Below are 23,985 nucleotides of genomic sequence, written 5' to 3' on the forward strand. Positions count from 1 at the left end.
CGTTGATGAAAAGTTCTTTCTGTATCGACTTGCAAAGATTTATGCTTATCCCCACTAAATTTCCACTGAGCCCCGAGAAATGCTATCAGTCAAAACATCTGTCAAAGGTGGATTTGTACTATTATTAGAAGTTGATTTAGAGAACAATAAAAAAACTAAAACTATGATACAAACTAAAGCTATACACAAAATTACAAGGCGTTTTCTTCTACTTTTTTTCATACTACGATTTTTAAACATTATATATTATCATGACAGACCCTGATTTATTATTTACTGCAAAGATACGAAATCTTACGGAAAATGAATTGGTTGTTTTTTTCGTTTGTTCTGTTTTTTATCAAATTATTTTCCGAGCGAATATGATTCGTCTTAAATAAAATAAAAACACCCAACTTTACATTCTTGGGTGTAAAATTGGGTGTTTGTTTTATAATTTGCTGATTTTCAGCGTTTATTGCGGAGAGAGAGGGATTCGAACCCCCGGTACCTCTCAGTACGCCGGTTTTCAAGACCGGTGCATTCGACCACTCTGCCATCTCTCCATAGGGTGCGTATGGTTGGTCGAGTTGAAATAAGCAAGGCTCCGGAATGTTCGGAACTCATAGCTTTACTACATATAGCGGAGAGAGAGGGATTCGAACCCCCGGTACCTCTCAGTACGCCGGTTTTCAAGACCGGTGCATTCGACCACTCTGCCATCTCTCCATGGGGTGCTGGAATCCGGTAGATGTAGTCTTGCTACATGCTGCGACTCATTCTGTCGTCTTGCTCATTTGCGGGTGCAAAGGTAGCGCTTTTTTTTTGTTCTGCAAATTAATTGGCACTTTTTTTACCAAACAACAAAAAAAAAGTAACTTTGCACCATGATTTATCCTGATAATTTTGAAAATAAGATACAGTTCAACGAAATTCGTTCGTTGCTGAAGGGCTACTGTCTGAGCCAGCTTGGTAAGGACAAGGTGGACGACATGGCTTTCACGAGCGATGCCGAACGCATCAATACAGCCCTGTCGCAGACCCGCGAGTTCCGCCGTATGCAGGAAGAAGCCGACGACTTCCCGCTTCAGTTCTTTTTTGACATGCGCGCTTCGATAAAGCGAATACGCATCGAGGGCACGCATCTTGAGGAGAATGAGATATTCGACTTGCGCCGTTCGCTGGAGACGATATCGGGTATAGTGAAGTTTCTGAACCGTAGCGACGACGACGGCAACTACGACTATCCTACGCTTCATGCCCTGACCGAGGATGTGATGACCTTTCCCGACCTCATACGCCGTATAGACCAGATTTTGGACAAGTATGGCAAGATTAAGGATACGGCATCGCCACGTCTGGCTGAAATACGTTCGCAGTTGCGTAAGGCTGAGGGCAGCGTCTCGCGTACATTATATAGTATACTGCATGCTGCGCAGAGTGAGGGCCTTGTAGAGAAGGACGTGACACCTACGCTGCGCGACGGAAGACTTGTTGTGCCCGTGGCGCCAGCTATGAAACGCCGAATCAAGGGTATTGTGCATGATGAGTCGTCGACGGGTAAGACTGTGTTTATTGAGCCAACCGAAGTGGTTGAGGCGAACAACCGTATACGTGAGTTGGAGGCCGACGAGCGTCGCGAGATAATCGTAATACTTACGGAGTTCTCGAAGCTTGTGCGTCCGCATGTAGATGACATTATATACGCCTATCAACTTCTGGCGGAGATAGACTTCATTCGTGCTCGTGCAGAATTTGCACGTCTCACCAATGCCATTGAGCCTGATGTCAATGCCGGTCCGGTTATCGACTGGATAACGGCACGCCATCCGCTGCTGTGGCTTGCACTGAAGAAGCAGGACAAGCCTATCGTTCCGCTCGACATAATGCTTACGAGCGACCGCCATATACTCATCATCTCGGGTCCGAATGCCGGAGGTAAATCGGTGTGTCTGAAGACTGTAGGACTGCTGCAGTATATGTTGCAGTGCGGACTGTCGATACCCGTGAGCGAGCGTTCGAAGGTGGGTGTGTTCGAAGACATAATGATAGACATAGGCGACGAGCAGAGTATTGAGAACGACCTTTCTACCTATTCTTCGCACTTGCTCAATATGAAGAACATGATGCGTAGGGCAGGCGAGGCAACGCTGCTGCTTATCGACGAGTTTGGTACGGGCACTGAGCCTCAGATTGGAGGTGCCATGGCTGAGGCTGTGCTCAACCAGTTTGTGAAGAAGCATGCGTGGGGCGTTATAACCACCCACTATCAGAATCTGAAGCATTATGCCGATTCGCACGACGGCATTGCCAACGGTGCCATGCTGTACGACCGCCACGAGATGCGACCGCTGTTTCAGCTGGCCATCGGTCAGCCAGGTTCGTCGTTTGCCATTGAGATTGCGCGCAAGACGGGCATTCCCGATGAGGTGATACGCGAGGCGAGCGCCATCGTTGGGTCGGACTACATACAGAGCGACAAGTATCTGCAGGACATAGTACGCGACAAACGCTACTGGGAGAACAAACGACAGAATGTGCACCAGCGCGAGAAAGACCTGGAGAAGACTATCGCCAAGTATGAAGAAGAGATAAAGGAACTTGCGCAAAAACGCAAGGATATATTGCGGCAGGCCAAGGAGCAAGCGCAGGAACTGCTCAAGGAGAGCAACCGCAATATTGAGAATACTATACGCGAGATACGCGAGTGTCAGGCTGAGAAGGAGGAGACGAAGCGTCTGCGTGAAGAGCTGAACGCCTTCAAGGAGGATGTCAGCGAGATTGACACTAAGTCGGCCGATGACCTCATTGAGAAGAAGATGCGCCAGATAATGGAGCGCAAGGAACGTCGCGAGAAGCGCAAGAAGGAGAAGAAGGAGAACGCCGGCAAACCAACTTCTATCGGAACCAAACTGCCAACGCCTACAGCCAGTGCCGAGCAGCAGACGTTTGCTGTGGGCGACACGGTACGTATGCGTGGTCTTACCACTGTGGGCACTGTGGAGACGGTGCAGGGCAAGGAGGCTACAGTGGTGTTTGGCGACGTGAGAACGAAGGTGAAGACGTCGCGACTTGAGCATACCGTCAAGAAGCCCGAGTCGACACAGCCGGCAACATTTGCCATCAGTCGTGAGACACGACAGACTATCGATTCGCACAAGCTTAACTTCCATCAGGATCTCGACGTGCGTGGCATGCGTGGAGACGAAGCTCTGAACGCTGTGCAGCACTTCATCGACGACGCGATACTTGTAGGAATGTCGCGTGTGCGTATTCTGCACGGCAAGGGCAACGGTATTCTGCGTCAGCTCATACGTCAGTACTTGCAGTCGGTGCCTAATGTGACAAGCTGCAAGGACGAGCATGTGCAGTTTGGCGGTGCGGGTATTACTGTGGTGGATTTCTAAGGATATAAAAAACGACAATAGAGACAATCCTTGACAAGTGTATAGCTTGTTGTCAATGATTGTCTCTATTGTCGTATATGATTGTCCACCTGTTGTGGCTAAGGCGAGGATGTCATAGCCTTGTGTAGGGTTTTATTTCTCAAATTCAATCTTTACGTATTCAAATCCCATAGAGCGTAGCAGGTTTTCAAACTGGGTTTTGGCGTTCTGCTGTGCAGTCTGATAATTCTGTCGGGTGAGGCAGCGTCGGCGCATCATAGCGTCGGCACGATTGTACATCAGCTTGCGGTCCTGATGGCTCCACTTGCCGGTTTCGATAAACGAGCGGGTACGTGTCTCGTCGATAAAGTCGTTGTCGAGGAGTTTTACGGGTGGCAATGTGGCACAAAGCGTGTCGCCACGCATGGCTATCCAGCCTTCGTGAGCCTGACGCGTATCAACGCCAAGGCGTAGGGTGCCGTAATATATGCGCACCAGTTCGTCGTCGGAGAAGAATCCGCGGCGTATCGTGTCAACGATTTCCTCGTCGCTGACTTCCAGAAACGACCATTTGCCAATCTGTTCTATTGAGCGTATCTGCGACGGAGTGATGTCAATGCTCTGATCGGTGACAATCTGAAGTGGGGTAGAGGTGTCGACCGTCTTCTTCATGTAGTGGCGTGCCACGACGATGGCGCACACAATAAGTATTGCAACAAATGCAATCTTAACGGCGGTTGACTTCAACCAAAATCCGAAGAACGTCTCTTTGGGGCGTATGGGGCTATTTTCTGACTTTCGCATTTTGCTTGTTTTCAATGGTTGAACGGTCTATTAGTTTCATTATGTCGCGTGGCTTGTAGTCGCGGCTGAACGAGATGGTGATGTTCTCAGGGCTGAATCCCATCTGCTCTATCATCGGTATGAGTACGTTGGCGGCTCCGATGCGGGCATTCTCCATAATGTCAGTGTTGGCTACATCGGCTATTATGGCATCGCGTCCTTGTCGTTCGTAGGCCGAGAGTTCCTCGTCGGAGAAGTTACGTCGGGTCAGAGCTACATATTCGCGTATGCCGTTGTGGTCGATACGTGACGATGTCAGCACGATGCGAGGTTCGGGCAGAACAATCTCAATATGTGTAGAGTCGCGGCGTACATTGGCATCTGAGAAACCTGCAAAGTCGATGTAGGCTTTTACGGTAGCATCGACGGGGATGGCTATCTTGCGTTTGCCCAACGGCAGGTTGATGTCGTAGTCGTGGCTGAGTACGCGGCCCTTCATCTTCACTTGGTCGTCGTGGGTTATGACCTTGTGTATGCGATACTCGGTGGTGTACAGACGTGAGCATCGTTGTATCTGCATCACCATCAATCGTGTTGTGTCGACACGTGCTGTGGCAATAGTGTCGGCTGTGGTCGTCGGCTTGTCGTTTTTGCCTGAGCAAGATGCGAGAAGCGTGAGGGCGACAAGTGTAAGTGTGGTTATTGCTGTTCTCATAGCTTATTATTTAAAAATGACCGAATTCATTTTGTATTGTCTTCGATTTGCATTAACTTTGTCGTCATTATGAAGACACGGACATTATTCAAGAGTTTTTTTATAGTAGCGTGGGCGGCCATGTCGCTTGGCGTGGTTGTATCGTGCAAGGAAAAACCTCGCACAACAGATATCATTGTGAAGAAACCAACTCCTAAGCCTAAGAAAGGTGTGCAGAAGATGGACGAATATCGCCAAGTGCGCGACGTGGAGTGGCTCGGCGGAACTTATAAGGTTGTGGCAGAGCGCAAGCCCGACACATCGCTTCCGCAGGCCGTAGACGAGCAAGGCAACCGCTACTACGACAATCGTATAACGCTAACTATAAGCCGGCCTGACGGTACGGCTTTCTTCAGTCGTACATTCTCAAAGACCGATTTTGCAAAATATGTTGACGGTGACAATGCCGATGGTGCTTTGCTTGGCATTGTATTCGACCGCGCCGACGGTGGTTCGTTGATATTTGCAGCAAGTGTTGGTTCGCCAGATAAGATGAGTGATGAGTATGTGCCGCTTGTGCTTACCATTTCGCGGGGAGGAACTGTGAACATAGCCAAGGACACTCAGCTCGATACGGCCAGCGATGTTGTAGATGAGGCTGACGACGAGGACGGCGTATAATAGCCGTCTGTTCGTCGTAGTTGGTTTGGCTGATTGTTTATTCGTCGCCTTCGATATCGTCGTCGATGTCGTCGAAGCCGAACATGGCTGGGTCGACAAATGCATCAAGGGCACGTCGCTCCTTCTTGGTGGGGCGGCCAGTGCCACGTGCACGGTCTACAAATCCGCTTATACGACTCATCTCAAGCAGTTCGTACTGCTTGGGGTCGGTCACATTCTCGTACACTTCGGGTATCAGCTTGGCACCTACGCGCTGTTCTATCGTCTTGAGAACACGAAACGAGTAGGTGATAGGCGATTTTTTTACACTCACCACTTCGCCTGCCTTTATCGTATGACTTGGCTTAACGTTCTGTCCGCCTATCGTAACGCGGCTGTTCTTGCAGGCGTCGGCAGCGATAGAGCGCGTCTTGAATATGCGCGCTGCCCATAGCCATTTGTCTATGCGTGCTGTTTCTGACATGTGATTATTGCTGATTGGTTTGCTTTGATTTCTTTCCAAATTTGTTGAACTGGTTCATTGTGATGTTCAGTCCGGCAAGCACGAAACTCTTTATTATCTCTACCGCCATGTCGATTGAGGGCTGCAGAGTCTTCATGTCCTCGTCATCGTATCTGCCGAGTACCCAGTCTACCTGCTGTCCTTGCTGGAAGTCGGCACCTATGCCCATACGCAGACGTGCATATTGCTGTCCGATGAGCTGCTGTATGTTGCCCAGTCCGTTGTGGCCACCGTTAGATCCGTTGCCCTTCAGGCGGAAGTCGCCAAGCGGAATGGAGAGGTCGTCGACGATGACAAGCAAACGGCTCTGGTCGATATTCTCCTTCTGAAGCCAGTAGCGCACAGCGTTGCCGCTGAGGTTCATGTATGTTGTAGGTTTCAGTATGAACACCTTGCGTCCCTTAATTGATATCTCGGCCACAAAACCGTAACGCTTGTCTTCGAACGTTGCGCCAAGTTTGTCGGCCAGCTCGTCTACTACCATAAATCCGGTGTTGTGACGAGTCATCTCATATTCGCGTCCGGGATTGCCAAGACCCACTATCAAGTATTTGTCCACTTCTTTAATGATTAATTGTTAATGATAAATGATTAACTGATGTCTCAATAGAATCGACATGTTGAAACAAAAAAGCGCACTCGTCGTAATGACGCGTGCGCTTTCCTTTTTTCTATTAAATGTGCTAATGTGCTATATTGATTAAGCCTGTGCGTTAGCAGCAGCAGACATAGCGGCACGTGTCATCTTGATAGAGCATACGATGACATCCTTGCCTGTAGCGATCTCCAGACCCTCGAAGCTCAACTCACCAACCTTGATGCTCTTGCCAATCTTAAGGGCAGTAACGTCGATGTCAAGGTGCTCAGGAATCTGCTGGTAGGGAGCTGTAACCTCAATCTTACGGATAGAGAGGTTCATGCGGCCACCGTCACGTACACCCTGTGCAAGACCTGTGAGCTTAACAGGAATACCGATTGTGATAGGCTTCTGATCGTTAACCTCGAGGAAGTCTACGTGCAGAACTGCGTCTGTTACCGGGTGGAACTGAATCTCCTTGAGGATAGCTGTGTGTGACTCGCCGTCGATGTTGAGGTTGATAACATAGATGTGCGGAGTGTAGATGATCTTGCGGAGCTCTGTCATAGCGATAGCGAATGACTTAGCAACGGGCTTGCCGTCCTGCTCTGCCAAACCATAGAGGTTGCAAGGTACAAGACCTTCCTTGCGCAATGTTTTAGAAGCTTTCTTTCCAAGGGCCTCACGCTTCTGACCTGTAACGTTAATCTCTTTCATAATTGTGTTACTCTAAATTAAGTTTAATAAATAATGTGATTTATGCCTTAATTCGCCATCACACGAGAATTTTTTAATTATTTTCTGTATAGATGTGCTCAAAAAAGCGGTGCAAAGGTACATCTTTTATCTGAAATGAGCAAAGTTTATCCTTAAAATGTATAATTATTACCGTTTTTCTTGGTAGTTCATCCAATTTTGTCTATTTTTGCAAAGCGAAAAACAAACAGAAACATTAGAGATACATTATATATAATATCAAAGAGATGATTAATCGCGAATTAATAAGAATCAAGATAGTCCAGTTAACCTACGCTTACTATCAGAACGGCAACAAACTCATGGACAGCGCAGAGAAGGAACTGTTGTTCAGTCTTTCGAAGGCTTACGATCTGTACAACTACCTCTTGGAGCTTATCGTGGCAGTGACTCAAGAAGAGCGCCGCCGTGTTGAGGTGGCAACCCAACGTGCAGTACGTGAGGGTGGAGAAATGCCGTCGCAAAAATTCGCATACAATAAGTTTGCAGTACAGCTTGAGGAGAATCGTCAGTTGCTCGATTTTGCTGAGACACAAAAGCAGTCGTGGGCTGACAGTCTGGAGTTTGTACGCTCGCTCTGCAACCAGATAGAACAGAGCCAGGCATATGCCGATTATATTGCCGACACCGACGACTCGTATGAGGCCGACCGTGAGTTGTGGCGCAAGCTTTATCGTCAGCTCATACAGGAGAACGAGACTCTCGACCAGCTGCTTGAGGAGCAGAGCCTTTACTGGAACGATGACAAGGAGGTGGTTGATACATTCGTGCTTAAGACCATCAAGCGTTTTGACCCGAAGAACAAGTCGAAGCAGGACCTTCTGCCCGAATACAAGGACCAGGAAGACAAGGATTTTGCAATGAAGCTGTTCCGTGCCACTATTCTCAATGCCGACCAGTATCAGCGCTATATGAGTGAAACATCGCGCAACTGGGACTTCTCACGTTTGGCATACATGGATGTGGTGATTATGCAGATTGCCATTGCCGAGATGCTCACGTTCCCCAACATACCTATCAGTGTGACCATCAACGAGTATGTAGACCTCGCAAAGTTGTACTCTACACCTAAGTCGGGAGGATACATCAATGGTATGCTCGACTCAATAGCACGCTACCTCGTTGCTACTGGCAAGCTGATGAAGACCATCGAGGACCGCCCGCAGCGTCGTCCGGCTCCACGTCGCCAGTCAACACCGCGTCTCAACCGTGCTCAGCAGGCCCTTGAGGATGGTGAAGTATTGCGCACACGCTATGCTGCACAGCTGGAGGAAGAAGCCAATACCGACGAGCAGGAGTTTTAATTTTTGAAGTTTAATAATACATAATAATATTGACAATGAATACAATCGTACTCGCTGCTCAGGCAGCGCAAGGTGGTGGAATGGGAATGATTATAATGATGGTGGCAATCTTTGCTATCATGTATTTCTTCATGATCCGTCCGCAGCAGAAACAGCAGAAGAAGATTCGTGAGTTCCAGAACGCTCTCAAGGAGAACGACAAGGTGCTCCTTGGCGGAAGCATACATGGCACTGTACGCCGTGTAGACTTGGCAGCTGGCACTGTTGAGGTGGAGATTGCACGTGGTGTAGTCATCACAGTAGACAAGACTGGTGTTTTCGCTGATAACGCACAGTCAGTACAGAAGTAATAAAACATACGGAAGGTTTGCCAGATGAAATATCGTTTGACGCAAATATTCAAGGTTGTCAGGAACTTCTTGTTCAGTTCAGTGAACAAGGAGTTTCTGATTTTTTTGTTCTTTCTGTTCTTGAGCAGTATTTTCTGGCTCATGATGGCATTGAACGAAACATATGAACAGGAAATAAAAGTGCCGGTAAGGCTGGTGAATGTGCCCAAGAATGTAGTGCTCACCACCGAAATGGAGGATACAGTGCGTGTCACAGTACGCGACAAGGGATTCACTCTTGCCACATATATGTATGGCGACATGATACAACCGGTGTCTGTAAACTTTTCTGTATATGCCAATCGTCAGACGGGTTATGGGTATGTGCCGGCATCCGACTTGCTAAAGATGCTTAGCCAGCGATTCATGGCACAATCGAAAATCATACAGGTGAAACCCGACCGGCTCGACTTCTACTTCAATTATGGCGTGTCAAAGCAGTTGCCGGTGCGCATGGCTGGCTATGTAGTGCCGGGCAAGTCGTACTATCTGGCACGTACACGCTTTTGGCCCGACCAGATTACGGTGTATGCAAGCAAGCGCGTACTCGACTCGCTGCGCTTTGTCAAGACAGTACCTATTAATATAGTAAACTTCGGCGACACTGTCATTCAGACCGTAGCGCTTGAGAAGATAAAGGGCGTGAAGATGGTGCCAGACCGTGTGCGTATCGGTCTCTATCCCGACATCATGACCGAGGAGAGCATTGATGTGCCGGTAGGCTCAATCAATATGCCTGAGGGCAAGGTGCTGCGCACATTCCCGTCGCGCGTCAAGGTGAACTTCATTGTAGGAGCGAGCATGTTCCGCAATATCACAGCCGACCAGTTCCAGGTCGTTGTTGACTATAACGAACTGATGGAGCATCCGTCTGACAAGTGCAACATATACCTGAAGGCGAGTCCGCACAGCGTGCGTAGCGCCAAACTGTCAATATCTCAGGTGGATTATCTAATCGAACAGCAATGAGAATAGCAATAACAGGAGGCATAGGTTCGGGCAAGAGCTATGTGTGCCGAATGCTTGAGCAGCGTGGCATCAAGATATACGACTGTGATGCAGCCGCCAAACGCCTTATGCGAACGTCAGATTGTTTGCAGCGACAGCTGAAGGAACTTGTTGGCGAGGATGTGTATTCTGCTGATGGAGTGCTTCAGAAACGGGTGCTGGCAGAGTTTCTGCTCACAAGCGAAGCCAACAAGCAGGCTCTCAACAATGTGGTGCATCCCGCTGTAGCAGCCGATTATGATGCTTCGGGAATGGAATGGCTTGAGAGTGCCATACTCTTCGAAAGCGGATTCGACCGCCGTGTGCATTTTGACCATATTGTATGTGTTACTGCACCACGCGATGTGCGCATACAGCGAATCATGCAGCGCGACTCCATATCGGCCGAGCGTGCAGCCGAATGGATTGACGCACAGATGTCGCAGGAGGAAGTAGAGCAGCGCAGCGACTTCGTCATAACGAATGACGGGGTGAGCGATTTGCAGCATCAGATAGACCGTATGCTCCAGCAATTCCAACCAGCCGAATAATAATTGTAATTATTTAATATAAGAATGTATATCGGTGCAATTCCAGTTGCCCGAATAATAATTAATAACCAATAAATAAACAAATAAAGAAAATGGAAACAATTCTTTCAATAGCAGGTAAACCAGGACTTTACAAACTCGTCAATCGTGGCAACCGTAACCTCATCGTTGAGGCTATCGACGCTACTCACCGTCGCATGCCGGCATTCGCTTCCGACCGTGTTACATCGCTTGCCGACATCGCAATGTACACCGACGCTGAGGACATCCCATTGTGGCAGGTGCTCAAGAATCTTGGCGAGAAGGAGCAGTCGAAGGAGTGCTCGCTCAACTACAAGAAGTGTTCAGCCGACGAGTTGCACGCTTTCTTTGCTGAGGTTTTGCCTGCATACGATCGCGACCGTGTTCACGATTCAGACATCAAGAAGCTCATCCAGTGGTATAACATCCTCGTCAACAACGGCATCACCGATTTCGAGGCAGCACTCGCTCCTACAGAAGGTGATAATGTAGACGACCGTCAGGAGGCCGAATAATGATAAAATCCGTAAGACCAAAGAAAAATCTCGGACAGCACTTCCTTACTGATCTTGGCATAGCCAAGGCTATTGCCGACACGGTAGATGCTTGTCCCGACATACCGGTGCTTGAGATAGGTCCCGGCATGGGTGTCATGACGCAGTTTCTTGTCACCAAGCCTCGTCCCGTAAAGGCGGTAGAGATAGACAAGGAGTCGGTGGCTTATCTCAACGAGAAGTTTCCGAAACTTCGTGAGAACATCATTGGCCAGGACTTCCTGCGCATGGATCTCAACGAGATTTTCGACGGCAAACAGTTTGTGCTCACCGGCAACTACCCCTACGACATTTCGTCGCAGATATTCTTCAAGATGCTTGACTATAAGGAGCTGATACCTTGCTGTACGGGTATGATACAGCGCGAGGTGGCTCTGCGTATAGCATCGGCTCCGGGCAACAAGGCCTACGGCATATTGTCGGTACTGATTCAGGCATGGTACGACGTGGAGTATCTCTTCACCGTCGACGAGACAGTATTCAATCCGCCTCCAAAGGTGAAGAGTGCCGTAATACGCATGACACGCAATGAGGTGATGGATTTAGGATGCGACGAGCGTTTGTTCAAGCGCGTGGTGAAGACTGTGTTCAATCAGCGCCGTAAGATGCTGCGTGTATCATTGCGCCAGATATTCGGTGGCTCTGCATCGCCCGAATTCTATGCTCAAGACATCATGACCAAGCGTCCCGAACAACTCTCAGTGCAGCAGTTTGTGGAGCTTACTAATATGGTGGCAGAAGAAGCACAAAAAATCGGAAAGACATTGTAATTTAGAATTTCGAGTTTTAAGATAAAAGGCTTTACATTAGATGTAACGAGAACCAAGTTCTCTACAATCTAATGTAAAGCCTTTTTTTGTTTATAGGGAAATAGGAGAGAAATATCCTAATAAAAATCTTGAATAGCATGTCCGATTTTTTCGTTTCATACGTTATATCTATGTAAGAGAAATGAAACCAAGCGAATTTAACCATATCATCCTGCCCATGCGCGACGAGCTGTTAGGCTATGCGCTGAGTGTCACAAAGTCAGAGGACAATGCCGAGGACCTTGTGCAGGAGGTGATGTTGCGCCTTTGGGACAAGCGTTCAAGGCTCGATTCTGGAGGGCGGCTCAAGTCGCTTGCCATGACAATGATTCACAATCTGTATCTTGACCAACAGCGACACGAGAGCCATACAGCAGCGATGCCCGACAATGTGGACATAGCTGTGGATGACCGGCGGGCGGAACTCCGTGACGAGACAAGGTTAATCCGCGACATCGTTGCACAGTTGCCACCTCTGCAACAGCAGATATTCCGCATGAAGGAGATAGAAGGCTATACCGCTGACGAGATACTGCTGATAACGGGGTGCACTGCTGATAATCTCAGGCGAAACCTCTCAAGAGCACGAATCAAGATACGCGAGACTTACATTAAAATAATGATGAAAGGAATCGGAACATGATAAAAGACATAAAGCCAAAATTGCACGGAACCGACATTCGGTTGCTTATCGACAGATATATGTCGGGAGATACCACTAACGAGGAAGAGGCTATGCTGCGCACGTGGTTTCGGCTTGCCGGAGACGACATACCTGAAGAGTGGCGACCGCTGCGAGCTTTGTTTTGTTTTGTGGATGAACAGCGCAGCACCACTTTGCAGCGAGCCATGCATCGACCCCGCATATGGATTTCGTCAGCTGTGGCTGCTGTAGCTATTGTCATAGTGATGCTTGTGCCGTCGATGAACAAAGCTTTCGCCCCGGAACCGCAAAACTATGCTGTCATAGACGGAAAGGTATATACCAACCAAGAAGTGATAAACGAGCAGGTGGATGACGCACTACAGACTGTCTCGGCAGAGAACGACGATCCGTTCAGCGCACTCGACCTGATGCAATAACATTTGACAACAATTAAAACCATTTACATTATGCATAAACTATTTGATATCATATGCAAACCTCCGCTGATTGCAGCCAGGATGGGTCTTCTGTTTGTCATGACGTTGTGCGTTATGCTTCCGTGCCACGCACAGGATGGACTTGCCGTTAATGGCATATTCCAGCAGTACGGTCATTCGAAGGGTTGCAAAATGGTGGTGATGCATAACACCAAGCTCCGAGGCTATCAACTGGCCATATACAAGAGCCTTACATATAATAACAAATATGCAGCAAGCATCAACAACATCCTGAAGACCGATCGCCGGGCTGCTAAGAAGATTCGTGAGGTAGTGGACGACGGACGAATAGCAAGTGGCTATTATATGATGGCACCACTGCCGTCAGGCAACAATAGATATATTCTCTTTAGCCATACCGACCGAGGCAAAGGGGCTGTGATATACATCGAAGGCGATTTGTCGCCGGACGACATAATGTCGATATGCTATACTAAGAGATAGCAAGAAATATAAATAGAAATATTTGGAAATTTAAAAAACGTATATTATGAATATCAGAACATTGGTATTGGCGGCAACCTTCATGCCAGCCATAGCTTTAGCACAGGAGGCAACCACAGCGCAAGACACAACATACACCCAGCAGTCAGCCACAGTGTCTAACACGTACGACACAACTTTTGTATTCAACAGTCAGAAGTTTGCCATATCTCAAAATGGTGAACGTACGAATGTAAGTGTGTACAAGAAGTGCGGCACGGAGATGAAGAAGGTCAGAGAGACCGAGTTTGTCGACGGACAGGAGGTGGAGCAGGTGTATATCACGTCGCCCTTTATCCCCAGAAAGACATACAAGCGTCGCAATCAGGAGTATAGCCATTATCCGTTTTTCTTCTATGGTGGCAACATGCTCGCAGGCTCGGCATTTGGTGTCAAGTCGGAAGGTAAGGAAATGCGCGACAGCAAGTCGGGTGAATGGGGATTTACAGGTTGTACGTTCGAGTGTCCTATAAGCAGCAGTTCGTGGGCAGTGACGGCTGCTATGTCGTTGGCTTTTGTCAGCCATCACTTTAAGACCGACTATATGCTTACTACCGTTGACGGTATAACAAGCTTTAAGCCTTTCGCCGTTGGAGATGATGAGAATGGCGAGCGTCCGTCTAAAAGCTACCTAAGCTATTGGGCCGTCCGCATTCCGATAATGCTGGAATGGTCCAACCGCATCGGTTCTGAAGACGTCTATGCAGCTTTCGGCCCATCCATAGAGTTTCGTGCAAAGGAGCGTTCACGCTATAAGCTCGGCAAGAGACATACGCTGACAAGAGATGTCAACATGAATCCTGTAGGCATAAATCTTGAGGCACGTCTTGGATATGGCTTCTTGATGCTTTATGCACGCACATCGCTCACTCCGCTTTTGCATACTAAGTATGCTCCCGAATGGCATCCATTCACCGTTGGAGTAGGACTGAGGTTGTAAGATTTAGACGTAAAGTCCCCGCCACTTGCACAAGTGACGGGGACTTTTTTTTCAACTACTACAAAATCTAACCTATTTACCTTAATTGACTAATAATAATCCTAAAACAATAATTTATAGTTCTATAACTATCTGTCTTCTCTTTTTCATTATTTACGATTGCAAAGTTACAGCAATTATATCACTATTGCTTCCACTTTATTTGCAAGTAATAACATTATTCTTACATTCTTTCCATTATCTCCAAACACATACGAGTGTTGTGATAAGGACATTTCCAGAAGCCAGCCTTGTCATCGTTACGGTTGATTGAGCCGTCTTCATTGATGCTCCAGTACCACTCGCCGTTCTTCTGGTCTATGAGGCGTGTCTTGATATAGTCCCAGCAGCGGGCAGCTATGTTGAAATCCTCCTCTGTAGCGAAGTGCTGCCACAGATTTACATGACCAATTACATTCTCGCACTGCACCCACCACTGTAGTGAACGGTCGGTACGATCGGTGTCTTTCCAACGCTCGTATACCATCGAGCCATCTGGCAGCAGCCCCTCGTCGGCAGCTACCGCAACATCCTTCACTACAGGTTCTATCCATTTAAGAATATCCTTGTCGCCAAGAACGAGAGCCGTCTCGTGTAGCAGCCATGAAGCCTCGATGTCGTGTCCGAAACTCTCGATGTTTCTGCGTCCCAGCCACTCATCGTTGAAGAAGAGGTCGAGGTGGTGAGTCTGCTTGTTGAGGAGTTTGTCGGTGAAGATATGCAGAAGATTAACAAGACGCTCCTTAAGCTCAGCCGACGGGCATGCACGATAGAGATTGGTGTAAGGCTCGATGATGTGCAGATGAGTGTTCATTGTGCGTGAGCCATTCTCGTCCTTATCAGACAAACGCATGTCGGCAATAGGCTGCCAGTCGCGTGTGAGAGCCTCTATATATCCGTTGTTCTTTGCGTCGAAAGCATGCTCCTCAATGCTGTTATAGAGCGAGAGGGCACAGTTGAGCGCTTCCTTGTCGCCCGTGGCACGTGCCAGCTCGGACATTCCGTATATGGTGAAGCCGATAGCGTATGATTGTTTCTTTGTGTCTTTCGGAGTTCCGTCAGCGTTAAGACTCCAGTACACACCGCCATATTCTTTGTCTATGAAGTGGTTGAGGATATATTCCTTGGCACGGAGCGCAGCATCCAGATAGCGATGGTCGCCCAAGACACGATAGGCAGCAGCGAACGCCCAAAGGATGCGTGAATTGAGGATGGCACCCTTTTCGGCATCAGCCACGACATGGTCGTTGCCGTCAATGCGTCCGTAAAAACCGCCTTGTTCATTGTCAACCATGCGGTCGAGCCAGAAGTGTAGTATATTGTTTGTGAGACACTCGTGCATCTCTTGTTTAATTGTAGTCATAATAAAAAATTATTTCTTTCTTTTTTCCTCTAAATCTTTAGTTATAGCCTTCATCTTTTCCTCAGACAGCGGATAGCACATGATGAAGATGAATGAGAGCAAAGCTCCAGCAGCAGGTAGCAGGCTGAGGAACATCTTAATGCCGTTGATAGTCTCAGGATTCTGTGTGCCATTGGCTACAAAGCCAAAGGCAGAGAGCAGAATGCCAGTAAGGGCAGTGCCTATAGCCCAGCCAAACTTCTGACTCATTGATGATGACGAGAAGATTAGGCCAGTGGCACGGTTGCCAGTTTTAAGTTCGCTATAGTCGGCACAGTCGGCATACATACTCCAAAGTAATGGGAACACGCTTCCAGCACATATTGAGATGAGAGCCTGGAACACGAATATAGCCACGAGTTGTGACTTGTCGAAGAAGTAGAACACCACGCTCAACAAGGTGGCAATGAACATTGCAGCCATGAATGTGCGTCGCTTGCCGAAACGGTTGCTTATTGGAGCTGCAAGCAAAACACCAATGATGTTGGCTGCCTGACCTACAGCAAGGTAGAGTCCGCTAAGTACGAACGGAATACCAAGGAAGTTGATGTCGCCAAAGGCAGTCTCGTCGACGAAATACTTGAAATAGTAGACTGTTGCTCCATCGCGAATGGAATTGAACACAAGTGAGGCAATGCCTGCTCCAAGCAATATCCACCAAGGACGGTTGTGGATGAGGTCGCGTATGTCGTTCTTAAGCGGAGTCTTTTCTTCCTTCACTGGACGCACACGCTCTCTTGTGAGAGCAAAACAAGCGAAGAACAGCAAAGCACACATGATTGCTATTACAGCTACAGTGGCAAACCAACCGAATTGTGGAGCCGTCATCCAACCTACCATCACATCGGACGGACGGTCGCCGCCAAACGACTTAACCATAGGAGTGAACAGCAGCAAGGCAATGAACGAGCCGATGTAGGCAAACATCATGCGGTAGGTAGCGAGCGTATTACGTTCTGCCGGATTAGGACTCATAACGCCAAGCAGCGATGCGTAAGGCACATTGATGGCACTGTAGACCATCATCATGAGTGTATATGTGATGTATGCGTAGACAAGTTTCATGGTTCCGCCACATGGAGGAGTCAAGAACGTAAGCATACCAATCAGTCCAAACGGGATAGCAAGATAGAGCAAATAAGGACGGAACTTGCCCCAACGGCTCTCTGTGCGGTCGGCAATGACGCCTACTACAGGGTCGAAAACAGAATCCCACACGCGTGTAACGGCAAACATAACGCCTACGGCTGCTGCCGACAGACCGAAGATGTCAGTGTAGAAAATCATGAGGTAAGCACCGAATATCTTCCAGAACATCGATGATGACATGTCGCCAAAACCATATCCGATGTTTTCTTTTAGTTTGATCATTTTGAGAATGCTAAATAGTTAATCAGGTTAAAGGGGTGTTGATATAACGTAAAGGAGTGAGAAATATTATAAGCCCCACCCACGTGAGGGCATATCCCCACTTTGGGTTGAGGGCTTAAAATGTTTTTACAGTATTTCTCTGTTCTTGGCAACAAGTTTCTTTATAGTCTCCACGCTTGCAGCCGTTGTGTATCCATCCTCTGGAGTGTTCATGCAGTAGTCAACGAGTTTGTCAACAGTAGATACAGCTACGTGCATACGAGTGTCAGAGCTTGCATAATAGATAAGCACTCGTCCGTCCTCATCCTCAATCCAACCATTGGCAAAAGCCACATTCATGACATCACCAATATACTCTTCGCCCTCGGGCACGAGGAAGTATCCGCCCGGCTGAGCGATAACCTTTGTGGGGTCTTCCAAGGAAGTCATGTACATATAAAGAACATAGCGCAATCCAGAGGCGCAACCACGAACACCGTGAGCAAGATGCAACCAACCCTTAGGAGTCTTGATAGGGTGGGGTCCCTCACCATTCTTTACCTCCATGATAGTGTGGTAGTGTCGGGCGTTGATAATCTTCTCTTCCTTCACCTCGGCATTGGTCATATCGTCTACGAGAGCCCAACCAATGCCACCGCCCGAACCGGCATCAATGAATCCGTCCTGCGGACGAGTGTAGAGAGCATACTTGCCATTCACGAACTCAGGGTGGAGCACTACGTTGCGCTGCTGGCTCTTAGTCTTGAGGTCAGGCAGACGCTCCCAAGTCTTGAGATCGTGAGTGCGTGCAATGGCAGCCGTGGCTGTAGCAGCTGAGAGGTCGCCAGGCTGTGAGTCGTCGTGACGCTCAGCGCAGAAGATGCCGTAAATCCATCCATCCTCATGCTGTGTCAGGCGCATGTCGTATATGTTGGTGGCAGGGATAAGATCCTCGGGCATTGTGATTGGCTCCTCCCAGAATCGGAAGTTGTCGATGCCGTTAGGGCTTTCAGCTACTGCGAAGAAGCTTTTGCGGTCGGCACCCTCAACACGCACAACGAGCAGATACTTGCCGTTGAGCTTTATTGCACCTGAGTTGAGAGTGGCATTCATCATGATGCGTTGCATCAGATACGGGTTGCTCTTCTCGTCGAAGTCGTAGCGCCATTCCAGTGGAGTGTGTTCGGCTGTGAGAATAGGGTATTCATACTTAGTGTATATACCGTTGCCCCACTGCTTTGGGGTATTCTTACGTGTCAGAAGCTCTTCGTGATGAGCGCGTAGCGCCTCTACTTTTTGTGCGAAATCAGTCATGTTGTTTATCCTTTATTATTTATGTTTAATTGCTTGTTGTTTGCTCTTGTTGTCAGAGCGTTTTCAATTGATTTTTTCGTTGTTTTACAAAAGGAGTCCTTTTGCCCTCCAAAACGAGTCCTTTTATTCATCAAAAGGAGTCCTTTTACTGGACAAAAGGAGTCCTTTTACTGAGCAAAAGGGGTCCTTTTGCGGGGGTGTCAAAATAGGAGGTGTCGGAGTTTAAGAAGAAGTCAATCCATCTGCGATGAATGTAAGGTAAAAGACAAGTGCATTGTATCATTCTTGTCTCATTATTTTTGTTCTATATCCTTCACAAACAGCGTTTTGCCATCTTCGTAAAATCTTTTGAAATCCTGTTCCGACGGTTTGCCCGGTGCTGCTATATAGTTCTCTGTAGGTTGATCCCATGCGTTGCGCCATAGCAGCACGTAGCACAGCGGATATTCCTTGAGTACGGGCAGCAGAGTCTCGGTAAACCATGTTGGGTCGGGAACGTTGTTGTATCCGGTCTCAGTCAGCGCAATAAGTTTTTTGCGTTTCTCGCCCACTTTCTTCACAACGTCCAGCTCCGTGCGCAACCATTCTTGATATTGCTTGTTGTTTGGTTCGCGCTGATATATGTCTATGCCAATGAGGTCTACTACGTCGTCGCCTGGATAATACTTCTCGTAGTGTTCTACGGTTTCTTTTTCGTCTGCAAGATTGGGCGAGTAAGCCCAAACGATATTACTGCATCCGCGACGCATCATATAATTATATGTGTAGCGGTAGAGCTTTTTGTATTGTTCGGCTGTGCATCGTCCTTCGCCCCACCAAAACCATCCGCCACTCATCTCGTGCCAAGGGCGGAATATTACGGGCACCTTTTGTCCGTCGGCAGTCTTCAGCGAATTGACAAATCGGCTCACCATAGCCAGCCATGCGTTGAGTTTGCCATTGAGTTTGCCTCCAGGGAGAATCTTGCTTACTGCATCTCCCTCAAAGTCCCATGCATTCTTGCCGGTAGCAGGATTGTTTGTGTGCCAGCTTATGGTCACTATTCCGCCACGCTCATGCTGCTTTATGATTTCCTGGCGCATACGGTCGAAGGGCACACCGTCAAGATTTCGGTCCTTGCCAAGTTCCAAGTCGCCCAGGTCGAACCCCATCACAGCAGGATAATCACCACAAACCTCCTTTACGTCCGAACGGTTCTCCTCCCATTTCCATGAGCATCCATACATGGGGTCGTCCTGATGTCCAATCATAATGCCTTGCTTCTGTATTGCAGCCAAACGGTTGATAAGCTTAATAGCCGGCTGGCGCGAAGCAGCTACCGATGATGTAGCAATGGCAAGGGCAGCCAATGTTGTCATAAATTTGTTCATATTTGGTAAGGTTATCTAATTATTTTACTTCAAACCTATTTGTGATTTTATCTCAGTCCCATTTGTTTCAGCAACCAGGCTTCCCACTCGTCCCACTGCTCCTGAACCCAGAAGTGGCGGGTTATCTGATAAGGGTGAAGCTCCTTAGGTGCTGTCACAATGTTGTATGTTGCGTAGGCAGTTGTAGGCGGCACCACATCATCGTTATATCCGAACGAGAACCATCCCGGACAGGTGATGCGACGAGCAAAGTTAACGCCATCATAGTAGCGTGATGTCTCCACCTTCTTCTGGTCGATGTTCTTTGGGTTATAATAAAAGTAGTGAGGCCATCCGCATGCAATGCCTTTCAGCGATGCTGTATGGTCGCACATGGCTGCATGAACAGCACCGTAGAATGTTACGCGCTTGTCGAGTGCTGCACAAACGAGCGACAGCATACCACCCTGCGATGAACCCGTAACGCCCAATGACGAACCGTTCCATTCTGGAAGCGACGCAATATAGTCGATAGAGCGCACGGCTCCAACGAATACACGCTTGTAATAGCAGTTGTCGCGATCGTTCATGTTATAGTCCCAGTAGCCGTTAAGACAACCGTTGAACATATCGTCGTATGTAGATTGTGGCATTGTGACGGGAACACCATGAATACCAATCTCAAGAGTGATGGCTCCCTGCTCTGCTGTCCAGATGTCGCCGTTGTATGGGCGTACGCCAGCACCAGGCACACGAAGCAATGCAGGATATTTGCCAGGCTTCACAGGCACACAGAGAATGCCGTAGGTGCGACTGCCTTGGCGTATGTTTTGGAAGCTAACTTCGTAGACGTTCACCTTCTCAGTGCAACGCTCCGGAAGCAGACGACGCTTTGCTTCAAGTGGAGTCTTGCGTGCTTCAGCAAGAGTGTTCTGCCAAAACTCGTCGAAGTCCTTAGGATTTACGGTTGTGGGCTGAATCTTCTCGGGTGAGAAAGCTGCAGTACACATGCCTACATATTCCTTGCCGTTGACGTGAGCCGTTACCTTCAGTCGGTACATTCCGGGCTGCTTCATTGTGCCACTCCATTTCATTGTGCCGTCCTTCAGCACCACTCCGTTCTTCTTTACCGTAGGATACATCTCGGGACCGGCTTCGTAGTCAATCTTCACATTATCTATAGTAGTGCCAGAGCGTTGCACCTCCACTTTGAATCCCGCTGTCTCACCAGTGCGATAGTTCCAATCCTTATGATTGGGTGTGATGGCAACGTTGATGCTGCTCCATCCGTTCTGTGCCGACATGCTTAATGACATGTTCAATAGAATGCACAGTGACACGAGTGTTCTTAATAATAATGTTCTTTTCATTTTTATTTGTTTCGATAAAGTTCGTAATACCGTGGTTTAAGTTTTCGAATTATTACGGTTGCAAAGTTATATCAATTTTGCAAATCGCATTAATACTATTTTGCCAATAAATTACACAAAAATGCCATTTTGATATTTTTGTGCATTATTGCATCCATTGCGTTTTGTGTCAAAAATGTAGAATTACAAAATAGTGTCAGTTGTTGTAAATAAAGTGTTAGTTGGAATATTTGGAAATGACTAACTTTGCACCGTGATTACTAACTAAACCTTTATAAATAAAAATGAACATACGAAATTATATGCTGATTGCAGTCCTGTTATCGACGGGATGCCTCTCTTGCTCAGGCGAGAACGGCAGCAGTGAAAATCAGGGGGCAGGACAGCTGGGTACAGAACAAACCACAACCCAGCAACACAGGCTTGCCAACCCTAATGCTACAGCAGAGACACAGCGGCTCTACAATGCCCTTTGGTCGCAATTTGGCAAGAAGAGCATATCGGGTACAGTAGCAAGTGTCGACTGGAACACCCGAGAGGCCGACTTCGTGAAGCAATGGACAGGCAGGTATCCTGCCATTAATGTGTTCGATTTCATCAATATCCATGCGTCGAAGGATGTCAACTCCAAGGGATGGATTGACTATAGCGACGACACCGTGGTGCGCAATTGGGCAAAGGCGGGCGGTATTGTTGGAGCAATGTGGCACTGGCAGGTACGTGCCAACAACGGCATCGACTACACCTGCACTCCTGGCACTGCATCAGGCGAAACCTCGTTCGACCCTACTTGTATTAATAATGTGTCGTCAGCCGACTACAAGCAGCTCATTCACGACATCGACCAGGTGGCTGGATACCTCAAGCAGATGCAGAAACGTGGCATCCCCGTCATTTGGCGACCGCTTCATGAGGCTGCCGGCAACACCTACGAGTTTGATGGAGGCAAGGCTTGGTTCTGGTGGGGCATCAAGGGTGCCGACGCTTACAAGAAGTTGTGGCGGTTCCTGTACGACCGGCTTGTCAATCATCATAAGCTCAACAACCTCATTTGGGTGTGGAACTCGCAGATGAACGACCACGACTGGTATCCCGGCGACGACGTTGTCGACGTTGTAGGACGCGACTCATACTACGCCCTGCAATATCCGCTGATGAAGAATTTCAAGCAATTGCAGAAGGAATATCCCTCAAAGCTCATCGCATTGGCTGAGTGTGGCAATGGCGACGAGGTGCACATGTCGCAGTGGAGCGATATTTGGCAGGAAGGCTCGCGCTGGAGTTGGTTCATGCCATGGTACGATTACGACTACGACAATGGCAACTCCGACACCCATCGGTTTGCCGACAAGCAGTGGTGGCAGAACGCTTTCAGTACGGGCACGGTGCTCGACCGCGATGAGATGAAGGCGATAATAGAGAATATGAAGTAATAAGCTTTGAATGTTCTGACCAAAAACCTAAAGTAATGAAACATGTTAGATTTATAATTGTGGTGCTTCTGTGCCTTGTGTCTGCCTTAGGCAGCTATGCAGTGGAGCGTGTCATCCTTGTAGGTCCGAAGACTATCGGGCCCGCATGGAAAGACCGTATAGTGCTTGAACCGCGTCTCTTTGCCGAAGCCGAGGCAGGCGATGTGCTCACCGTGTACACCGACGGCTACAGACGTTCGTCGCAGGGCACATTCCAGAATCCTAAGGATTGGCAAGCCTTAGCCGAACAATATAAGTATTTCGGTATAGCAGGCCCCTTCCGCATGACCATAACTGCCGACATGCTTCCCGTTCTGAAGCAGCACGGAGTGTGTATAGGTGGCAAAGACTACCGCATTCTCTATGCAACGCTCTCCAAGGCTGCCGACTATCAGGAGAATATTGTGTGGACAGGACCTGCCGCCAAGATGGACAGCAATTGGGGCGGATGTGCCGAGATTAAGGGCAAGACCCTGGCTGCGCTCAAGGTGGGCGACGCCTTGAAGCTGCACGTAAGCAAGACTAAGCCCGGTTCGGCTGTGAAGATAATGGACTTGACGTGGAATCCTATCGACAATACTGTAGACGGTGCACCCGTTGGTGGCGATTCATTCACCTATTATATTGACGACGAGGCTCCGCTCATCAAGCTTCAGCTTGCCGGCGGTGGCGAAAATGTAGCCATGCGCATAGGTGGCAAGGACTATCAGCTCGACCGGTTGGGCATAGTATCGTTTGTAGGACAACGTTCCGACGACACATCCTCAGCCCAGCGCGCCCCGAAAGAGTATAAGCTGAAGCCTGGCGAACTGTTTCATGGCGAGCTGACATTCCCAAACGACTGGAGCGCCAACCTGCGCATCACTGCCGAACCATTTCAGCATTCTACCGAGAACGATGTGCTCGTCATCAGCTATAAGTTGTTGCCCCGTCAGGAGGGTGTAGTCCCGCAGATGTCGCTCCGCGAGAATCACGGCAAGTGGCACGACCTCTCGGGAGCCGTTGAACCGCAGTGGCAGAAGCTTGACGGCAACGATGTGGTGATGACTTTCGACGCAGTGTCGCTCGACAAGCTAAAGACTACCGGACTGGTGGTGACAGGCCGTGGATTTGTATTGAACAGAATAGAATTGATGCATGTAGAATAAAA

General features: G+C 48.4%; 24 protein-coding genes, 2 tRNA genes and 1 pseudogene. 14 read left to right on the forward strand and 13 right to left on the reverse strand.

The features are described from left to right. Positions 1–72: 72 nt before the first annotated feature. The 3 genes and pseudogenes from I6E38_RS04400 to I6E38_RS04410 form a co-directional block, all read right to left on the reverse strand. A pseudogene (locus tag I6E38_RS04400) lies at positions 73–222 on the reverse strand (CfxA family class A broad-spectrum beta-lactamase); the annotation flags it as partial. A 238-nt stretch (positions 223–460) separates the two neighbouring features. Next, a tRNA-Ser gene (locus tag I6E38_RS04405) sits at positions 461–545 on the reverse strand. Between the two features lie 78 nt (positions 546–623). Continuing rightward, positions 624–708: transfer RNA gene (locus I6E38_RS04410), tRNA-Ser, on the reverse strand. A gap of 158 nt (positions 709–866) precedes the next feature. Between I6E38_RS04410 and I6E38_RS04415 the strand changes: the two genes are divergently transcribed. Then, positions 867–3,386 carry an endonuclease MutS2 gene (locus I6E38_RS04415; protein ID WP_235392876.1) on the forward strand — a complete coding sequence of 840 codons (2,520 nt, stop codon included), beginning with the start codon at positions 867–869 and terminating at the stop codon, positions 3,384–3,386. Positions 3,387–3,518: 132 nt separating this feature from the next. Here the strand turns inward: I6E38_RS04415 and I6E38_RS04420 are convergent, their stop codons facing one another. Both I6E38_RS04420 and I6E38_RS04425 read right to left on the reverse strand, forming a co-directional pair. Next, positions 3,519–4,169 (reverse strand): DUF4230 domain-containing protein, encoded by a 651-nt coding sequence (locus tag I6E38_RS04420; RefSeq protein WP_235392877.1) that lies wholly within the window; start codon positions 4,167–4,169, stop codon positions 3,519–3,521. Continuing rightward, complete coding sequence (locus tag I6E38_RS04425) at positions 4,150–4,863, reverse strand: DUF4230 domain-containing protein (RefSeq protein ID WP_235392878.1); 714 nt, start codon at positions 4,861–4,863, stop codon at positions 4,150–4,152. Before I6E38_RS04425 ends, I6E38_RS04420 begins: the two co-directional genes overlap by 20 nt. 69 nt (positions 4,864–4,932) lie before the next feature. Here I6E38_RS04425 and I6E38_RS04430 point away from each other — a divergent pair, with 69 nt between their 5' ends. Then, positions 4,933–5,523, forward strand: a complete 591-nt coding sequence (locus tag I6E38_RS04430; RefSeq protein ID WP_235392879.1) for a DUF4738 domain-containing protein — start codon at positions 4,933–4,935, stop codon at positions 5,521–5,523. Positions 5,524–5,560: 37 nt separating this feature from the next. On the opposite strand, the gene I6E38_RS04435 is transcribed toward I6E38_RS04430, so the two are convergent. From I6E38_RS04435 to I6E38_RS04445, 3 genes are all read right to left on the reverse strand, one after another. After that, positions 5,561–5,986 carry an RNA-binding S4 domain-containing protein gene (locus I6E38_RS04435; protein ID WP_235392880.1) on the reverse strand — a complete coding sequence of 142 codons (426 nt, stop codon included), beginning with the start codon at positions 5,984–5,986 and terminating at the stop codon, positions 5,561–5,563. Positions 5,987–5,990: 4 nt separating this feature from the next. Continuing rightward, positions 5,991–6,584, reverse strand: coding sequence for an aminoacyl-tRNA hydrolase (pth, locus tag I6E38_RS04440; protein WP_235392881.1), 594 nt, complete (start codon positions 6,582–6,584; stop codon positions 5,991–5,993). Between the two features lie 141 nt (positions 6,585–6,725). Beyond that, positions 6,726–7,319, reverse strand: coding sequence for a 50S ribosomal protein L25/general stress protein Ctc (locus I6E38_RS04445; RefSeq protein WP_235392882.1), 594 nt, complete (start codon positions 7,317–7,319; stop codon positions 6,726–6,728). Positions 7,320–7,585: 266 nt separating this feature from the next. Here I6E38_RS04445 and nusB point away from each other — a divergent pair, with 266 nt between their 5' ends. The 10 genes from nusB (at position 7,586) to I6E38_RS04495 (ending at position 14,539) form a co-directional block, all read left to right on the forward strand. After that, positions 7,586–8,662, forward strand: coding sequence for a transcription antitermination factor NusB (gene nusB, locus I6E38_RS04450; protein WP_235392883.1), 1,077 nt, complete (start codon positions 7,586–7,588; stop codon positions 8,660–8,662). Positions 8,663–8,697: 35 nt separating this feature from the next. Then, entirely contained in the window at positions 8,698–9,012 is a 315-nt protein-coding gene (gene yajC / locus I6E38_RS04455) for a preprotein translocase subunit YajC (protein WP_235392884.1), read from the forward strand. Between the two features lie 24 nt (positions 9,013–9,036). After that, positions 9,037–10,020 carry a CdaR family protein gene (locus tag I6E38_RS04460; RefSeq protein ID WP_235392885.1) on the forward strand — a complete coding sequence of 328 codons (984 nt, stop codon included), beginning with the start codon at positions 9,037–9,039 and terminating at the stop codon, positions 10,018–10,020. Next, positions 10,017–10,589: a dephospho-CoA kinase gene (gene coaE / locus I6E38_RS04465; RefSeq protein WP_235392886.1), complete on the forward strand. Its 573-nt coding sequence runs from the start codon at positions 10,017–10,019 to the stop codon at positions 10,587–10,589. Before I6E38_RS04460 ends, coaE begins: the two co-directional genes overlap by 4 nt. Before the next feature lie 92 nt (positions 10,590–10,681). Continuing rightward, positions 10,682–11,125 (forward strand): DUF5606 family protein, encoded by a 444-nt coding sequence (locus tag I6E38_RS04470; RefSeq protein ID WP_235392887.1) that lies wholly within the window; start codon positions 10,682–10,684, stop codon positions 11,123–11,125. A 2-nt stretch (positions 11,126–11,127) separates the two neighbouring features. Then, positions 11,128–11,934, forward strand: coding sequence for a 16S rRNA (adenine(1518)-N(6)/adenine(1519)-N(6))-dimethyltransferase RsmA (gene rsmA / locus I6E38_RS04475; RefSeq protein ID WP_235392925.1), 807 nt, complete (start codon positions 11,128–11,130; stop codon positions 11,932–11,934). Positions 11,935–12,115: 181 nt separating this feature from the next. Next, positions 12,116–12,616: an RNA polymerase sigma factor gene (locus I6E38_RS04480; protein ID WP_235392888.1), complete on the forward strand. Its 501-nt coding sequence runs from the start codon at positions 12,116–12,118 to the stop codon at positions 12,614–12,616. Continuing rightward, positions 12,613–13,056 (forward strand): hypothetical protein, encoded by a 444-nt coding sequence (locus tag I6E38_RS04485; RefSeq protein WP_235392889.1) that lies wholly within the window; start codon positions 12,613–12,615, stop codon positions 13,054–13,056. Before I6E38_RS04480 ends, I6E38_RS04485 begins: the two co-directional genes overlap by 4 nt. A 30-nt stretch (positions 13,057–13,086) precedes the next feature. Continuing rightward, positions 13,087–13,560, forward strand: a complete 474-nt coding sequence (locus tag I6E38_RS04490; RefSeq protein ID WP_235392890.1) for a DUF6108 family protein — start codon at positions 13,087–13,089, stop codon at positions 13,558–13,560. Between the two features lie 46 nt (positions 13,561–13,606). Next, a complete protein-coding gene (locus I6E38_RS04495) occupies positions 13,607–14,539 on the forward strand; it encodes a hypothetical protein (protein WP_235392891.1) in 933 nt (310 codons plus the stop codon). A gap of 223 nt (positions 14,540–14,762) precedes the next feature. Here the strand turns inward: I6E38_RS04495 and I6E38_RS04500 are convergent, their stop codons facing one another. The 5 genes from I6E38_RS04500 to I6E38_RS04520 form a co-directional block, all read right to left on the reverse strand. Beyond that, complete coding sequence (locus I6E38_RS04500) at positions 14,763–15,941, reverse strand: AGE family epimerase/isomerase (RefSeq protein ID WP_262912327.1); 1,179 nt, start codon at positions 15,939–15,941, stop codon at positions 14,763–14,765. A gap of 9 nt (positions 15,942–15,950) precedes the next feature. Then, positions 15,951–17,351 carry an MFS transporter gene (locus I6E38_RS04505; protein WP_235392892.1) on the reverse strand — a complete coding sequence of 467 codons (1,401 nt, stop codon included), beginning with the start codon at positions 17,349–17,351 and terminating at the stop codon, positions 15,951–15,953. Between the two features lie 126 nt (positions 17,352–17,477). Continuing rightward, positions 17,478–18,644, reverse strand: coding sequence for a glycoside hydrolase family 130 protein (locus tag I6E38_RS04510; protein WP_235392893.1), 1,167 nt, complete (start codon positions 18,642–18,644; stop codon positions 17,478–17,480). A gap of 293 nt (positions 18,645–18,937) precedes the next feature. Next, positions 18,938–20,014: a glycoside hydrolase family 26 protein gene (locus tag I6E38_RS04515; RefSeq protein WP_235392894.1), complete on the reverse strand. Its 1,077-nt coding sequence runs from the start codon at positions 20,012–20,014 to the stop codon at positions 18,938–18,940. A 47-nt stretch (positions 20,015–20,061) separates the two neighbouring features. Continuing rightward, positions 20,062–21,363: an acetylxylan esterase gene (locus I6E38_RS04520; RefSeq protein WP_235392895.1), complete on the reverse strand. Its 1,302-nt coding sequence runs from the start codon at positions 21,361–21,363 to the stop codon at positions 20,062–20,064. Between the two features lie 284 nt (positions 21,364–21,647). Here I6E38_RS04520 and I6E38_RS04525 point away from each other — a divergent pair, with 284 nt between their 5' ends. Next, positions 21,648–22,796 carry a glycosyl hydrolase gene (locus I6E38_RS04525; RefSeq protein ID WP_235392896.1) on the forward strand — a complete coding sequence of 383 codons (1,149 nt, stop codon included), beginning with the start codon at positions 21,648–21,650 and terminating at the stop codon, positions 22,794–22,796. A 35-nt stretch (positions 22,797–22,831) separates the two neighbouring features. Beyond that, complete coding sequence (locus tag I6E38_RS04530) at positions 22,832–23,983, forward strand: hypothetical protein (protein ID WP_235392897.1); 1,152 nt, start codon at positions 22,832–22,834, stop codon at positions 23,981–23,983. Positions 23,984–23,985: the final 2 nt, after the last annotated feature.

Origin of the sequence: Leyella stercorea (assembly GCF_021531355.1) — a bacterium.
Classification (GTDB): domain Bacteria; phylum Bacteroidota; class Bacteroidia; order Bacteroidales; family Bacteroidaceae; genus Prevotella.

Coding starts and splice junctions, on each gene's coding strand:
- I6E38_RS04415 (WP_235392876.1), top strand. CDS start 867: ATGATTTATCCTGATAATTTTGAAAATAAGATACAGTTCAACGAAATT.
- I6E38_RS04420 (WP_235392877.1), bottom strand. CDS start 4,169: ATGCGAAAGTCAGAAAATAGCCCCATACGCCCCAAAGAGACGTTCTTC.
- I6E38_RS04425 (WP_235392878.1), bottom strand. CDS start 4,863: ATGAGAACAGCAATAACCACACTTACACTTGTCGCCCTCACGCTTCTC.
- I6E38_RS04430 (WP_235392879.1), top strand. CDS start 4,933: ATGAAGACACGGACATTATTCAAGAGTTTTTTTATAGTAGCGTGGGCG.
- I6E38_RS04435 (WP_235392880.1), bottom strand. CDS start 5,986: ATGTCAGAAACAGCACGCATAGACAAATGGCTATGGGCAGCGCGCATA.
- I6E38_RS04445 (WP_235392882.1), bottom strand. CDS start 7,319: ATGAAAGAGATTAACGTTACAGGTCAGAAGCGTGAGGCCCTTGGAAAG.
- nusB (WP_235392883.1), top strand. CDS start 7,586: ATGATTAATCGCGAATTAATAAGAATCAAGATAGTCCAGTTAACCTAC.
- yajC (WP_235392884.1), top strand. CDS start 8,698: ATGAATACAATCGTACTCGCTGCTCAGGCAGCGCAAGGTGGTGGAATG.
- I6E38_RS04460 (WP_235392885.1), top strand. CDS start 9,037: ATGAAATATCGTTTGACGCAAATATTCAAGGTTGTCAGGAACTTCTTG.
- coaE (WP_235392886.1), top strand. CDS start 10,017: ATGAGAATAGCAATAACAGGAGGCATAGGTTCGGGCAAGAGCTATGTG.
- I6E38_RS04470 (WP_235392887.1), top strand. CDS start 10,682: ATGGAAACAATTCTTTCAATAGCAGGTAAACCAGGACTTTACAAACTC.
- I6E38_RS04480 (WP_235392888.1), top strand. CDS start 12,116: ATGAAACCAAGCGAATTTAACCATATCATCCTGCCCATGCGCGACGAG.
- I6E38_RS04485 (WP_235392889.1), top strand. CDS start 12,613: ATGATAAAAGACATAAAGCCAAAATTGCACGGAACCGACATTCGGTTG.
- I6E38_RS04490 (WP_235392890.1), top strand. CDS start 13,087: ATGCATAAACTATTTGATATCATATGCAAACCTCCGCTGATTGCAGCC.
- I6E38_RS04495 (WP_235392891.1), top strand. CDS start 13,607: ATGAATATCAGAACATTGGTATTGGCGGCAACCTTCATGCCAGCCATA.
- I6E38_RS04500 (WP_262912327.1), bottom strand. CDS start 15,941: ATGACTACAATTAAACAAGAGATGCACGAGTGTCTCACAAACAATATA.
- I6E38_RS04505 (WP_235392892.1), bottom strand. CDS start 17,351: ATGATCAAACTAAAAGAAAACATCGGATATGGTTTTGGCGACATGTCA.
- I6E38_RS04510 (WP_235392893.1), bottom strand. CDS start 18,644: ATGACTGATTTCGCACAAAAAGTAGAGGCGCTACGCGCTCATCACGAA.
- I6E38_RS04515 (WP_235392894.1), bottom strand. CDS start 20,014: ATGAACAAATTTATGACAACATTGGCTGCCCTTGCCATTGCTACATCA.
- I6E38_RS04520 (WP_235392895.1), bottom strand. CDS start 21,363: ATGAAAAGAACATTATTATTAAGAACACTCGTGTCACTGTGCATTCTA.
- I6E38_RS04525 (WP_235392896.1), top strand. CDS start 21,648: ATGAACATACGAAATTATATGCTGATTGCAGTCCTGTTATCGACGGGA.
- I6E38_RS04530 (WP_235392897.1), top strand. CDS start 22,832: ATGAAACATGTTAGATTTATAATTGTGGTGCTTCTGTGCCTTGTGTCT.